This is a genomic window from Pseudomonas sp. C2B4, from assembly GCF_013359695.1.
Classification (GTDB): Bacteria; Pseudomonadota; Gammaproteobacteria; order Pseudomonadales; family Pseudomonadaceae; genus Aquipseudomonas.
Genome location: NZ_JABFMU010000094.1, coordinates 1 through 13,917 on the forward strand (window position 1 = coordinate 1; position 13,917 = coordinate 13,917).

The 13,917-nt window shown below is 60.8% G+C and carries 9 protein-coding genes and 1 pseudogene; 5 read left to right on the top strand and 5 right to left on the bottom strand.

The genetic code is table 11. From position 1 onward, the window contains the following. Positions 1 to 377 precede the first annotated feature (377 nt). Positions 378 to 2,051, top strand: a complete 1,674-nt coding sequence (locus tag HNQ83_RS29890) for a hypothetical protein (protein WP_175392437.1) — start codon at positions 378 to 380, stop codon at positions 2,049 to 2,051. Positions 2,052 to 2,079: 28 nt separating this feature from the next. On the opposite strand, the gene HNQ83_RS29895 is transcribed toward HNQ83_RS29890, so the two are convergent. Then, the gene (locus HNQ83_RS29895; RefSeq protein WP_175392438.1) at positions 2,080 to 3,531 is read right to left on the bottom strand and encodes an esterase; all 1,452 of its coding nucleotides are present in this window, start codon (positions 3,529 to 3,531) and stop codon (positions 2,080 to 2,082) included. A gap of 77 nt (positions 3,532 to 3,608) precedes the next feature. Then, on the bottom strand, positions 3,609 to 4,526 hold the full coding sequence (locus tag HNQ83_RS29900) for a LysR substrate-binding domain-containing protein (protein ID WP_175392439.1): 918 nt from the start codon (positions 4,524 to 4,526) through the stop codon (positions 3,609 to 3,611). A 598-nt stretch (positions 4,527 to 5,124) separates the two neighbouring features. Between HNQ83_RS29900 and HNQ83_RS29905 the strand changes: the two genes are divergently transcribed. After that, positions 5,125 to 6,330, top strand: coding sequence for an epoxide hydrolase family protein (locus HNQ83_RS29905; RefSeq protein WP_218585564.1), 1,206 nt, complete (start codon positions 5,125 to 5,127; stop codon positions 6,328 to 6,330). A gap of 162 nt (positions 6,331 to 6,492) precedes the next feature. Here the strand turns inward: HNQ83_RS29905 and HNQ83_RS29910 are convergent, their stop codons facing one another. Then, complete coding sequence (locus tag HNQ83_RS29910) at positions 6,493 to 8,079, bottom strand: winged helix-turn-helix domain-containing protein (RefSeq protein WP_175392441.1); 1,587 nt, start codon at positions 8,077 to 8,079, stop codon at positions 6,493 to 6,495. Positions 8,080 to 8,299: 220 nt separating this feature from the next. Between HNQ83_RS29910 and HNQ83_RS29915 the strand changes: the two genes are divergently transcribed. The 3 genes from HNQ83_RS29915 to HNQ83_RS29925 all read left to right on the top strand — a co-directional run bounded on the left by HNQ83_RS29915 (position 8,300) and on the right by HNQ83_RS29925 (position 11,868). Then, the gene (locus HNQ83_RS29915; RefSeq protein ID WP_175392442.1) at positions 8,300 to 9,061 is read left to right on the top strand and encodes an SDR family oxidoreductase; all 762 of its coding nucleotides are present in this window, start codon (positions 8,300 to 8,302) and stop codon (positions 9,059 to 9,061) included. Between the two features lie 87 nt (positions 9,062 to 9,148). Then, positions 9,149 to 10,276, top strand: coding sequence for an HlyD family secretion protein (locus HNQ83_RS29920; RefSeq protein WP_175392443.1), 1,128 nt, complete (start codon positions 9,149 to 9,151; stop codon positions 10,274 to 10,276). Continuing rightward, entirely contained in the window at positions 10,273 to 11,868 is a 1,596-nt protein-coding gene (locus HNQ83_RS29925) for a DHA2 family efflux MFS transporter permease subunit (protein WP_175392444.1), read from the top strand. Before HNQ83_RS29920 ends, HNQ83_RS29925 begins: the two co-directional genes overlap by 4 nt. On the opposite strand, the gene HNQ83_RS29930 is transcribed toward HNQ83_RS29925, so the two are convergent. Then, positions 11,865 to 13,334, bottom strand: a complete 1,470-nt coding sequence (locus HNQ83_RS29930; protein WP_175392445.1) for a HAMP domain-containing sensor histidine kinase — start codon at positions 13,332 to 13,334, stop codon at positions 11,865 to 11,867. The two genes, HNQ83_RS29925 and HNQ83_RS29930, sit on opposite strands and share 4 nt — an antisense overlap. A 332-nt stretch (positions 13,335 to 13,666) precedes the next feature. Then, positions 13,667 to 13,917 (bottom strand): annotated as a pseudogene (locus HNQ83_RS29935) (hypothetical protein); the annotation flags it as partial.

The window sequence follows — 13,917 nt, forward strand, 5'->3', positions numbered from 1 at the left end:
GATCCGAACCCCCTTCAGCCACACGGCTTTCGATCAGACGATCCGAGCCGCCTTCGGCGACTACAGGTTGAGCAGAAGTCGCTGCAAAAGCGTTCACTGCGAAAACCGAGAAAGCGATGCTGAGAAGGGTTTGGCGTTTCATGATCGTGTGCTCCAGGGTGTTGTCGGTTGGTATGGAGCTGATGTTACGCCGCAGGATTTTTAAGAGAACTTGATTGAGGTGATTGCAAACATCGACGGCATTGATAGGGCCAGCGACCTGCCGCTGGTCAGTGTGATGATGTGAAGTAGCCTGTCGTCGGCTCTGCCGCCCGGCCAGGAGCGCAGGGGTATGCTGAATCTCCGCAACTCCACACTCTGGTCGAGAGGATAAACCGATGCGCGACTATTACGATCTGGGCACCTACAGCCGCCCGGTGACGACCAACTCGCCGCTGGCCCGGCGCTGGTTCGACCGTGGTCTGGTGTGGTGCTACGGCTACAACCATGACGAATCCATCCGCTGCTTCCACAAGGCCCTCGAACACGACCCCGATTGCGCCATGGCGCACTGGGGCATCGCCTACGCCTCGGGCCCCAACTACAACAAACGCTGGGACGCCTTCATCGAGCAGGAGTTGAAAGAGGCCGTGGCCGAGGCCCGCCGGGCAACGCAAACCGCGCTGACGCACCTGGACCGCGCATCACCGGTGGAGCAAGCCCTGATCCGCGCGCTGGAGCAACGCTACCAGGCCGATCGGGCAGACAGCGTCGAACAGCTCTTCAGCTGGAACGATGCCTACGCGGCGTCCATGCGCGATGTCTACAAATCCTTTCCCGATGACCCCGACGTGGTGGCGCTGTTTGCCGAAGCGCTGATCGACCGCACGCCCTGGCAATTGTGGGACCTGAAAACCGCCCGGCCAGCAGCCGGCGCCGATACCCTCGAAGCCGTCGCCGTACTGGAAAAAGCCCTGCAACGCATGGAGCACCACGGCGACACGCCACACCCCGGCGTGCTGCACATGTATGTCCACACCATGGAAATGTCGCCGTACCCGGAACGGGCATTGCGCGCTGGCGATGTGCTGCGCGACCTGGTGCCGGATGCCGGGCACCTGCGCCACATGCCGTCGCACATCGATGTGCTCTGCGGCGATTACCGGGGGGCCATGATCACCAATCACCGGGCGATCGAGGTCGACCGCAAATACCTGGAACAGGAAGGTCCGATCAACTTCTACACCCTGTACCGCAGCCACAACTACCACTTCAAACTTTACTCGGCGATGTTCCTCGGCCAATACCAACCGGCGCTGGAAGCCGCCGAGCAACTGGCTTCGACCATCAAGGAAGAACTGTTGCGCGTAGAGCAACCGCCCATGGCCGATTGGCTGGAAGGCTTCGTGTCCATGAAGGTTCACGTGCAGATCCGCTTCGGCAAATGGCAAGACATCCTTGCCACACCGTTGCCCGCCGACCAGGCGCTGTACTGCGTCACCACCGCGATGCTGCACTACGCCAAAGGCGTGGCCTTCTCCGCCACCGGGCAAGTCGCTGCGGCCGAAGCCGAACAGCACCTGTTCCTCGAGGCCTGGGCCCGCGTGCCGGACTCCCGCTACCTGTTCAACAATCAATGCGTCGACATCCTCGCCGTGGCCGGCGCGATGCTCAACGGCGAAATCGAGTACCGCAAAGGCAACCACGATTGCGCGTTCCATCACTTGCGTCAGGCCCAGGAACTGGACGACAACCTGCCGTACGACGAACCCTGGGGCTGGATGCAACCGGTGCGCCACGCACTGGGGGCGCTGCTGCTGGAGCAGGGCAGGGTAGAAGAAGCGCTGCAGGCCTACCGCGCCGACCTCGGCCTGGACAACACCCTCAGCCGCGCGTCCTGGCACCTGGACAACGTGTGGAGTTTGCATGGCTATGTCGAATGCCTGAAGCGACTGGGCCGAGAGGCTGAAGCGGCTGCTGCGCAAATCCGCCTGAACCTGGCCATGGCGCGGGCGGATGTGGAGATCAAGGCGTCGTGTTTCTGCCGGGTCGGGAACAGCTGCTGTCAGTAGCGCGGGGCAGGCTGTCGACTGAACCGGGTCAGGGTTTCGGTTGGACAGGGTCTGCCGGCGCTGGCACTGACACCGGTGTCGTTGTATAGAAATTTATGGAGTTTCTATCTTTGTCCGGGGTTGTCGATAACAGGATCATCTGTTTTATGAACTCAATGATCTCCGGCCTGCCAATATCGTTATGGTCCTCGATAAGGTCTTGCGTGACGCTGACATTCAAGTAGGGGTTGCGGCTGCCGTCTTTTGTGCGTTCCAGGATCAGTCCGGCTATCGCCAGTTTCTTGTTGGAGGGGGCGTCTTTTGCCCAGCTGGATAATAAGTTGGGGTCGGTTTTCGAGGATGGGTTCTTATACAACTCATGGGTCAAGTAGGGCGGGTAATGACCGACGGCGCTGATGTTCTCCCCCTTCCAGCCATCTTTTTCGAATACGGTTGAAAAGCGTCGCCCCAGGGGGAACGCGATACCTGTTGCATCGTCTCCCTTGGACGTCAGGATGAGCAGCGCCGGCAATTGCTGCGGAGGATACGACTTGCGCTCACTCGAGACGTTACGGAGCGTGGAGTATTGTTGGGCCTCGAAGGCGGGGTTGATCATTACCACCAGATTGCCAAAGCCTTCTACATCCGCCATACAACCTTCATTGCCCCCTTTTGTTCGAATGGCACGGTCTTCGAGAATCTGTCCGATGGCCGATTGGACCACCAGCCCTCCAAAGCTATGACCCACGACAACCAGCTTGGTGTTACTGCTGATCTCGGTCGTGCTTTCTTTCGTGGGCTCGGCGCATACGGAGGCAGGTGTTAAAGGCTCGTCGTTAACACTGTTGGCGGATTGTTTTTTGTTTTTTGCATCGTTGGCAATCCTGGTGAGCTGTTGGGTGGCTGCGTCGCGTCTCGCGATGCTGTCCTTGGTTCGTTTAACCAGCTCTATACGGCTCAATAATTCAGTGACGTCGCCATGTCCTACTTCTGAGGCGGTATTTTTACGGTCCCAGAATGTGATGACATTTAACGGCCCAAGTGCCAGCGAGTCTCCCCGCCATCCGCCATAGATGCCCATCACCTCTCGAGCTGGACGTCCGGCTTTACCGGCCTCGATGGTTTCTGCCGTTGCGATTTTTGAAAGCACTTTTTGAAAGGTTTCGATATTGCCGTCATTGGGGCGGGCCGTATGGTGCCAGCCATGTATGAAGACGACCATCAGCAAGTCTTTTTTGGCCGCTTCGGTATACAAGTGATCAACCACCGCATGCATTTGACGGCGATCCTTCAAATCGCCCTGATCATCAAACTCGACAAAGCCGAGAAAGTAACCTGACTCCGCGGAAGTTTCAGGGTCGTGCCATTGCAGCGCTGACTTGGTGCAATCCTTCTGTGGGGACCTGCACAAACTGTATTCAGTGCGGTACTGCTCATAAGGCGCGCAGCCTTGTAAGGCATAGGTCAGGAGTATGAAGAGTATTCCATGTGAGAGTTTCACCTTGCGTGTCCTCGCAGTAGACGACCACTGAAGATGAATGTAGTGCAGATCACCACGCCTGCAAGGTGTCAGCGGGCTTACCCCTTGGCCCGATGACGCAAGCGCGAATAAGAGATCAGCATGCTGGTCAGTTCTTGCGTGACCTGGGTGAGGGGGGCCACTCGACGGCTGATCAAGTACACCTCACACGACGCCAACGGCTCTTGTATCGAAAGGCCAATCAGCGACGAGGAAAACAGCTTCATGCCGGGCAGCAGGCTCGGCTCTACGGTCAGGTAATCCGTCTCGCAAATGATCTGCAGGATTTCCAGGAGCGATTCGGTGGTGATCGTGATCTTTGGCGGCGGTAAGCCCTGGGTTCTGAACAGCTCGATCAGATGCTGCTCCGCGCTGCCTGCAACCCCGGCCGGGCGCACGCAAATCCACTGGCAATCGACCAGGTCGCGCACTGAGCGAGCCTCTGCCAGGGGATGGCCCTTGCGCGCGATGATGCTGGCCTTCGAGCTGTAAAGACGCTCAGTGTGCAGGTCGATATCGCGGGTGTCGGGATTCAGGGGGCCCATCACGAAGTCGAGGCGGCCCGCGCGAATCATCTCGATCAGCCGCTGGGTCTGACCACTGGCGAGGTGCAACTGCACCTTGGGAAACCGGCGGGTAAAACTGCTGAAGACCGGCATCAGGCACGCCGCCAAGGGTTCTGCTGTGACTCCCAATGCGATCTGGCCTTCGGGCATCCCGTTGCATTGGCGAACGTCTTGAACCGCGCGATCGCAATCCAGAATGATCGAGCGTGCCCGGGGCAGGAAAACCTTGCCGGCCTGGGTCAGGCTGATGCCTTGATTGGAGCGCACCAGCAAGGCCACTCCCAGTTCTCTTTCCAGGCTTCGAATCGACTCTGTCAACGTGCTTTGGGCCGCGTCCAGTTCTCGTGCCGCCGAACGAAAGCTGCCCCTGTCGACAACCGAGCAGAAGGCTCGAAGCTGGATCAGCTTCATGAAGCACCGCCTCGGGCAACGTGCGCGGTGATCCAGTTGTTGCCGTTATGGCCAAGGAAAGCGTGGTCGCGAGAGATAAAGGTGTTGGCGTGGCTGGCGGTGTTCATAGCTGAGTGGTCCGGGTTGTGAGGATGTCTATCGATATCGATTAGATCGCATGCGATGTATAATCCACCAAAGACCCAACACTGTCAAAGCCAATGTTGCGTCCTGGTGATGAAAGGTGGGGGATCGGGGTGGGCGGAAAAGGCGAAGAAGATCGGTTTTTTCGTTCTGTTCGGCGCCTTGAGTGTGCCTATAAACTCAATCCCGTCAGATAGTTACGTGATCTTTTCGCAATCTGACACTAATAAAAACGCAAGCCATCAGAATGACGATTCGTCGTTATTTCCCAATGAAATGATTTAACCCGCTGCACGTTATTCGAGTGACTTTTCCATTGAAAGTCGGCTCCGGGTGACTTTGCGCCTTGGGAATCTGCATGCCAAAAAACAGCAAAACCCTTTCCCTGACCCGACGCCGTTTTTGCGGCGCTGCTGCAGTGGCCTGTGCTGCTGCACCGTTAGGGGTATTCGGTTTCTCAACCAGGACTGACGCTATGACCCATGCTTCAAACAAACCGGCGAATGCTGCCACGGCAATACGGCCCTTTCATTTCAGGGCCCCGGATTCAGACCTCTCAGAGTTGCGCAGACGTATTGAAGCCACGCGGTGGCCGGACAAGGAAATCGTCAATGACTCCTCGCAAGGGGTACAACTGGCGACGATCCAGAAACTGGCCAAACACTGGGCCACACAATACGACTGGCGAGTGATCGAGTCGAAAATAAACGCCGTTCCAAACTACGTGACCCAGATTGATGGCCTGGATATCCATTTCATTCATGTCCGCTCGAAACACGAAAACGCGCTACCGCTGCTGATGGCGCACGGCTGGCCCGGTTCGGTGATCGAGCTGATGAAAGTCATCGGGCCACTCACAGATCCTGAGTCGTATGGTGGCAATGCTGCCGATGCGTTCAGCCTGGTGATTCCATCGATGCCGGGCTATGGCTTTTCGCAGAAACCGACCGAGGCTGGCTGGAATCCCGTCCGAATCGCCGATGCCTATATCGAACTGATGAAACGCCTTGGATACACCCGCTACGGAGCTCAAGGGGGGGATTGGGGTTCGATCGTCGTCGATCTGATGGCGGTCAAGGCGCCACCCGGCTTGATCGGTATTCACTCGAACATGCCCGGCGTCATCCCGCCTGACATCGATGCGGCCTTGTTTCGCGGCGAACCGGTACCTGCGGGTCTTTCCGGGGAAGAGCAACTGGCGGCGGATCAACTGGCCAACACCTACAAGCACATCGGCTACGCCATCATGATGGGCGACCGGCCCCAGTCGCTGACCGGCATCACGGACTCGCCAGTGGGCTTGGCGGCCTTCATGCTCGATCACGATCCGAAAAGCTACGAGATGATTGCGCGTTCCATCGACGGCCAACCGGAAGGCCTTACACCCGATGACGTGCTGGACAACATCACGCTGTTCTGGCTGACCAACACGGCGATTTCCTCGGCTCGGCTGTATTGGGAGAACAAGTCGACCTTCTTCGCCGTCAAGGGCGTCAACATTCCGGTGGCGGTCAGCGTGTTTCCCGATGAGCTGTATGCGGCGCCGAAAAGCTGGTCGCAGCAGGCTTATCCCAAACTGGTGCACTACAACAGGCTTGCCAAGGGTGGGCACTTCGCGGCGTGGGAACAGCCGGTGCTTTTCTCACAGGAAGTCCGGGCGGGGTTCAAGTCGCTGAGGTAAGCGACAAGCCCACGGGTCGCCAATTCCTGAAGGTGTACTGATCAGGATGTCTCGGTTCGGATCGTTGATCGTTATGCATGACGTGATCCGAACCGCGCACCCCGAGATCGAGACAGAAAAACCTTTTTTTGGGGGCTTGATGGTGATTGCCAAAGGGGCAAGTCACTCAGGCAACCCCGCCAGCCGCAGCCCTTCGGTAAACCGCGCGTAATCCTCCGCCCGCTGAATCGGCAGCCACGCCTTCAGGCCGGAGAGTCGCAACAGCGGGTCCAGTTCGTGCAGGCGCTGCATGGCTTGGGTGGCTTTGTCCATGCGCCCGCTGAGGGCATGACTGGCCGCCAGCAGCGCCACCGCAGGCAGCAGGGTGGGCAGATTTCGCAAGGCCTTTTCCGCCCAGTCCGCCGCGCAGTCGAAGCGCCCGGCGAAGAAGTGCGAGAGCGCCATTCCCACCTGCATCCTGAACATTTCCGGGTCCAGCGGACTCAAGCGCACGGCATGGGTCAGGTTCTCGATGGCGGACTCGGTTTCACCGCGCAGCGCCCGCAGGATGCCGCCCAGGTACCACGCGGGGGCGAGGTTGGGGTTGAGCAGGCGTGCCCGGTCAAGCAAGGCAATTCCGCCGTCGACATCGCCGGCCAGGTGGCTGAGCGCATGGCCGCCGCGGGTCAGCGCCACCGCATCATCGCGACCCAGCTCCACCGCCAGCCGCGCCAGTCGTATGCCCTCGGCGATTTCCCGGGGCCTGTCGTCCATCCAGCCATTGAGCTTGCGCCAGAAGTGACACCAGGCGGCCATGCCATAGGCCGATGCAAATTCCGGATCGAGTTCGATGGCCTTGTAAAACAACGGCAGTGCCTGCTCGATGGCTTCGCGGGTGCCGCTGTGCAGTTTGGCCATGCCGCGCAGGTAGTAATCGTAGGCGTCCAGGCTCTCCGTCGGTTTACGCTTGGCGCGCTCGATTTCCGCCCGTTCAAGTTGCGGGGCGATGGCGCCGACCACGCTTTCGGCGATCTGGTCCTGCAGCTCGAAGATGTCATCGAGCAGGCCTTCGAAGCGTTCCGCCCAGATGTGCGTGCCGCTCTTCGCATCGATGAGTTGCCCGGTGATGCGCACCTTGTTCCCAGCCTTGCGCACGCTGCCTTCCAGCACATAGCGCACACCCAGTTCCTGGCCGACGCCCTTGATGTCCACCGGGCGGCCCTTGTAGGTGAAGCTCGAATTGCGCGCAATGACGAACAGCCAGCGGATGCGCGACAGGGCGGCGATGATGTCCTCCACCATGCCGTCGGCGAAGTATTCCTGCTCCGGATCGCCGCTCAGGTTGTGGAAGGGCAGGACGGTGATGGAGGGTTTGTCCGGCAGGCTGAGCGTGGAGGGCGGATCTGCCGGTGCGGGGTCGGCCATGTCCGGCCCGTCAGGCGGTCGCATCGCGTCAGTCTCGTCGACTTTGAGCTGACCGACGAAGCGGTAACCCTTGCGGGCCACCGTGCGTACCAGGCGCTGCTCCTCGCCGGTATCGCCGATGGCCTTGCGCACGGCATTGATGTGACTGGTGATGGTCGATTCCGAGACGATACGCCCGGCCCACACGGCCTTGAGCAGGTCGTCCTTGCTGAGGACACGCTCGTGGTGGCTGACGAGCAGCAGCAATAGATCGAAGACCTGCGGCCCGATGGTCACGACCTGGCCGCGCAAGGTCAGCTCCCGGCGCTCCTGATCGAGTACGTAGTCTTCAAACACGAATGGCAAGGTGAGTATCCCCCGGTCGGATGCCCCTCGACTCCGTGTCCGGGCTGGCGATGGGTCGATGATACGGCAGGCCGGCGCTATCGCCCACCGGCAGCCTTGGACGAAAAACCAAGCGTCTTCCAAGGCAAACTCAAGGCCGGCACAAGGACTTGCCAGGCCTGCGCAGGCACTCTGCATCTACCTCGACGGCAATGTTGCCTTCGACAAGCGGAGAGAGCCCATGAAGATCGTCGTCATCGGAGGCACCGGCCTCATCGGATCGAAACTGGTCAAAAACCTGCGTGAACGCGGCCATGAAGCGCTCGCCGCCTCGCCCAACACGGGCGTCAACAGCATCACCCGCGAGGGCCTGGCCCAGGCGATGGATGGCGCCGATATCGTCGTCGACGTGGCCAACGCACCGGTCTGGGAAGATCAGGCCGTGCTGGATTTCTTCGAAACTTCCACCCGCAACCTGCTGGCCGCCGAAGCCGCCGCCGGCGTTCGCCATCACGTGGCGTTGTCGATTGTCGGTACCGAGCGGCTGCCCGAGAGCGGTTATTTCCGCGCCAAGGTCGCCCAGGAAAACCTGATCAAGGCGTCGCCCATCCCTTACACCATTCTGCGGGCCACCCAGTTCTTTGAATTTGTCGGCGGCATTGTCCAGTCGTTCACCGTCGGAGAGCAGATTTGTGCCTCGCCAGCGCTCATCCAGCCAATCGCGTCCGACGACGTGGCGGCGGTGCTGACCGACGTCACCCTCGAGGCCCCGGTCAATGGCACGGTCGAAGTCGCCGGTCCCGATGCCATGCCGATCGACGAGTTGGCCAAGCGCTTTCTGCGGGTAACCCAGGACAACCGCAAGGTCGTGCCCGACGTGAATGCGCGCTACTTCGGTGCCGTGCTCGACGATCAATCGCTGACCCCCGGCAAGCACCCGCGCTTGGGGGCGATCCATTTCGAAGACTGGCTCGGTCAGTCAGTGGCCCAGGCGGGCCGCTGAAACTCCCCACGTCGCAACAGGCCGGCAGCAGGCGACTGCTGCCCCGAGGCCGTTGCGGGCCCTAGGCAAAGAACAGGAAAAGACACCATGAACTCGCCCCAGGACAAGGCCGCCATTGCCACCGGCGCCAGCGCCGAAATCCCTGTCGTCGTGGTGCGGCGAAGCAAGAAAAAGCTGATCGGGATAATGCTGTGCGTCGGCGCCGTGGTGGTTGTGGCCGCCGGATGGGCCCTGTCGCTGACCCATGGCGCGACCTCGACCGACAACGCTTATGTGCGCGGCGACGTCACCTCGCTCGCCGCCAAGGTGGCTGGCTACGTCACGGCGGCAGACATCGAGGACAACCAGAGTGTCCGTGCCGGTGATGTGCTGTTCCGCATCGATGATCGCGACTACCGCGCCAGGCTGGCGCAGGCCGAGGCCACTGTCAGCGCGGCCAGGGCCCGCCTGGCCGATGTCGATGCGCAGACCCGGTTGCAGCACGCCGTGATTCGCGAGGCCGAAGCGCAGAAACGTTCAGCGGTGGCCAGGATGAGCCTGGCCACCAAGACCCATGACCGCAGCCAAAAACTGATCGTCAGCAACGCGGTCAGCCAGGCCCTGGTCGATGAAAGCGCCGAGGCACGCACCCGGGCCGAATCATCGGTGTCCGCCGCGTCGGCAACCATTGACGCACAACAGCAACGCATCGCCGTGCTGGTGGCCCAGCGTGAAGCCGCCGTCGCCGCCGTGACCCAGGCGCAAGCCGCCCGCGACCTCGCCCAGATCGATCTCGACAGCACCGTGGTTCGCGCGCCGGTCGATGGCGTCATCGGTAATCGCCAGGTGCGCATCGGCCGGTACGTGACACCGGGCGCGGCTTTGCTCGACATCGTGCCGGTCCATGACGTGTGGGTCGTGGCCAATTTCAAGGAAACCCAGCTTGAGCACATCCACCCCGGTCAGCGCGTGAGCATCACCGTCGACGGCTACCCCGACACGGTGCTCGAGGGTGTGGTCGACAGCTTCGCCCCGGGCAGCGGCTCGGCGTTCAGCCTGCTGCCCGCCGACAACGCCACGGGCAACTTTGTGCGCGTGGTGCAACGGGTGCCGGTGAAGATTCGTCTGGCCAGCAATCCATTACCGGGGCGCATCGTGCCCGGTTTGTCGGCGCGTGTTGACGTGGCGCGAGAAGAGGTCGCTCAACAGAAAATCGCACAAGGGGAAGGGTCATGAGCACGGCTGCCGTCGCCCTGCGCAGCAACGCCAGTGTCACGGCTGGCGTCCTGCTACTGGCGGGCATCATGCTGGCCGCGCTGACGGAGGCGATTGCCAGCACCGTTCTGGCCCTCGGACGCAGCGACATCCTCGGCGACACCTATGCCACGCCCGACGAGTTCGCCTGGCTGGACGTCGGCTACACCGCGTTCAAGCTGATCGGCTTCATGACCGCCGCCTGGTTGCTGGGCCGTTTCGATGCGCGACGCGTGATGATCGGCGCTGTCCTGGTCATGGGGCTGGCATGCGCCATGGCCGCCATCACCGCTCGGCTTGACCTGCTGATCGCGCTGCGCATCCTTCAGGGCTTCGCCGGCGGCACCCTGCTGGTCGGTGGCCAGGCGCTGATTTTTTTCGCCTTTGCGCCATCCCGCCAGCCGATCCTTCAAGCGCTGTTTGCCATGGGGTCGGTGGTGGCACCCGCGACGCTGGCCCCGGCCCTGCAAGGCTGGTTGATCGACAGCCAGGACTGGACCTGGATCTTTTTCAGCGTCGTACCGGTGGCCCTGGCGGCGGGCGGACTATTATTAATGGCGGACATCGCGCTGCCTGCCAGCGTCCGGCAACGCCGGTTTGACTGGATCGGTTTTTCACTGATGTCCACCAGTCTGTTCTGCCTGACCTACGTGTTCAGCCAGGGCGAACGCTGGGACTGGTTCGAGGAACCGCGCATCCTCTGGCTGAGCGTGATCGGCCTCGCCGCGCTGCTGGCCTTTTTGGGTCAGCAAGTGTTGGCCAAGGGCAATGGGCTGCTCGATTTCAGCCTGTTTCAGTCGAGCGATTTTTCCTTCGCCTTGATCGTCAGTTTTGTGGCCGGCGCCGCGTTGTTCGGCAGTGCGTTCCTGATCCCGGCGTTCGCGTTGTCGGTCCTCGCGTTCACGCCCACTGAAGCCGGTCTGCTGCTGTTGCCCAGTGGCGGTTTTTTTGTCGGTGCGCTGCTCATCGCCGCCTTCCTGTTTCAGGTGCGCCGCGTGGCACCGTTCGCCACCGTACCCTTTGGCATCCTGATGATCATGGGGGCGATGTGGATGCTCTCGGGTTCCACCAGCGAGAGCGGCGCCGCCGACATGATGACCGCCATCCTGTTGCGCGGCCTGGGCCTGGGCTTCCTGTTCCTGTCGATCACCCTGATTGCATTCAGCGATCTCAACCGACGCAACCTCGCGGGCGGCATCGGCCTGTTCAATACGGGCCGCCAGTTGGGTGGTCTGATGGGCGTCGCGGGGCTTCAGACGTTGATCGAACATAACGTAGTCGCCAACGTCGCCGTGCTCGGCACATACGTGACGCCAGGGGCGACCGCGGTGATCGAACGGCTGACGGCCACAACGGCGATGCTGTCCGCCAAAGGCATGGAGGCGCTGGCCGCCGGCCGAGGCGCGGCGAGCCTGCTGGGGCGTGCCGTGTCAGGGCAAGCCACGGTGATTGCCTTCGACTCTGCGTTCTTCGCCGTGACGCTGCTGTTCGCCGTCGCCGCGCCCCTGCTGGTTGCCATCAAGATCGCCTTCGCGCGGCATGCCAAAGCGGGGGCCGCGCGAAGGCGCGATTAACTCAATGCTTTGGCTCTTCGTTCCACGACCCGGAAACTCAAGTGCACGGACGTTCCCTTTTGTTCGTGGTAGGTCAGGCCGGCCTCTCCGCCGAAACTTTCCATGATCTGCTTCACCATGATCAAGCCGATGCCGAGTCTGCCTTGCCGGGTGGTGTAGAAGGATTTGAACGCCATCATTTCCTGCTGTCGAGCGCTGCCTTCCCCGGTGTCGGCAATGGTCAGGTGCAGCCATTGCTGGGCCTCATCCACACTGGCCTGGAGGGTCAGTTTCCCCCCTTCGGGCATCGCTTCGATGGCGTTGGCAATGACGCTATTGAGGATCTGGGACAGCAGCAGCGGATTACTGATGATCCGGGGGACAGGTACGTTCTCGACCTCGACCTGAATGCCTGACTGGATCAATTGAGCACTGAAACTGGCCAGGGTGGCCTGTACCACCGGCATCGGTTCCACCAGTTCCGCCTCTCCCCGGATCGGTCGCAGGCACAGCAGCAATTCGTGTACCCACTGCGCCATCCGGTCTACCTGACTGACAATATCGTCGATGTTTTTCTTCGCAGGTTGACCCTCCATCGAATTGGCCAGTTCCGCACTCGAACGGATGCAGGCAAGGGGATTGCGCAGGCTGTGGGCGACCGCCGTGGACATCTCGACCAGTCCCACATACGTCTTGTTGGCGACGAGTTGCGCCTCCTGCGAGGCCAGTTGATTCGAGGCCCGTCGAACAATCCAGTACAGCCCCAGGTAAAGCAGCAGACCGCCCACTGCCGTCGACAGCCAGATGATCCAATGGCCACGATTGAGGCGTTCGATCAGATCGACCGGTTCCTTGTAGATTTCCACCACCGCCAGGGTATTGCCCAGGTCATCCACCAGGGGAATGTAGCTCTCGATGAAAAACATTTTGGGAGGGTGCAAAAACTGCTGCTCGGGCCGGCGTTCATCGGCATTGCTGTAGCGGGTGGACACCCGATCCCTGGAACTGAAGGCCGCTTCAAGCACTTCGTCATTGAGGAATTTTTTCCCGATCATCTGCGCATTGGTTGACCACATCACCGTCCGAAGCGGGGAGTAGATGCTGATCAGGAGCGAGTCCGGGAGGTGTGAAAGGTGGTCGAGGAACTCGGAACGGGCACGGTGCCTGTTCAGCGTCATTTCTTCCGACAACATTCCATATTGGGTGGCGGCCAGCACATCGCCCATGCGCATGCCGGTCAACCCGTGGTGACGGATCTCGCCCTTGGCGATGGTCTGGATGAACTGCGCGGACAGTAGCGCGTCGCGCTCCAGGCTTTCGATGACCAGGTAACGGGTCGACACGGCCCCCAGGCCCAGAGCAATCGCGCTGATCAGGATAAAGCTGACGATCGAAAATCCGCGCAGCAGGTGGGTTTGCCTGGTCGGCGCAATCGACGCGCTCGCCCCCCGTTGTAGACGTCTGAGCAGTGTTGAAATGGTTTGCATGGGGAGCGTCCTGTGCAGGCTGCTTATCCAGATTCAGCAGCTTGAACCACTCAATAAATCCTGATGAGTCCCCAGCATTCTCTGTGCCAAACCCCGAGCGGTTCTTGCATTTTGCAAGGGCCAAGCTGTCGTTCTGCGGCGTGGCGGTCGATACGCCGCCATCTGCTCGTTCGGGCGATCTCGCCCGCTTGCAGGGACAGTGACTGGTATTGGGGAAAATCAGCCTGTTTTGGGGGGCATTCCCCAAATTAGGCCTTCATGGAGTTTTCATGGGCACGAAAAAGCCCGGCTGATCAGGCCGGGCTTTTGGTGTGGAGCGGTGGAGCGATTTTTTAGGCGACGCTGTTGCCTTGCAGGCGGTCGGAGCCATCGGCCGCTACGGTGTTGCCTTGCAGACGATCCGAACCATCGGCAGCAACGGTGTTGCCTTGCAGGCGGTCAGAACCATCGGCGGCAACAGTGTTGCCTTGCAAGCGGTCAGAACCATCAGCCGCTACGGTGTTGCCTTGCAAGCGGTCAGAACCATCAGCCGCTACAGCGCGTTTTTCCAGCAGGCGATCAGCGCCCCCTTCAGCCACACGAT

Coding starts and splice junctions, on each gene's coding strand:
- HNQ83_RS29920 (WP_175392443.1), top strand. CDS start 9,149: ATGAACTCGCCCCAGGACAAGGCCGCCATTGCCACCGGCGCCAGCGCC.
- HNQ83_RS29900 (WP_175392439.1), bottom strand. CDS start 4,526: ATGAAGCTGATCCAGCTTCGAGCCTTCTGCTCGGTTGTCGACAGGGGC.
- HNQ83_RS29905 (WP_218585564.1), top strand. CDS start 5,125: ATGACCCATGCTTCAAACAAACCGGCGAATGCTGCCACGGCAATACGG.
- HNQ83_RS29925 (WP_175392444.1), top strand. CDS start 10,273: ATGAGCACGGCTGCCGTCGCCCTGCGCAGCAACGCCAGTGTCACGGCT.
- HNQ83_RS29930 (WP_175392445.1), bottom strand. CDS start 13,334: ATGCAAACCATTTCAACACTGCTCAGACGTCTACAACGGGGGGCGAGC.
- HNQ83_RS29915 (WP_175392442.1), top strand. CDS start 8,300: ATGAAGATCGTCGTCATCGGAGGCACCGGCCTCATCGGATCGAAACTG.
- HNQ83_RS29890 (WP_175392437.1), top strand. CDS start 378: ATGCGCGACTATTACGATCTGGGCACCTACAGCCGCCCGGTGACGACC.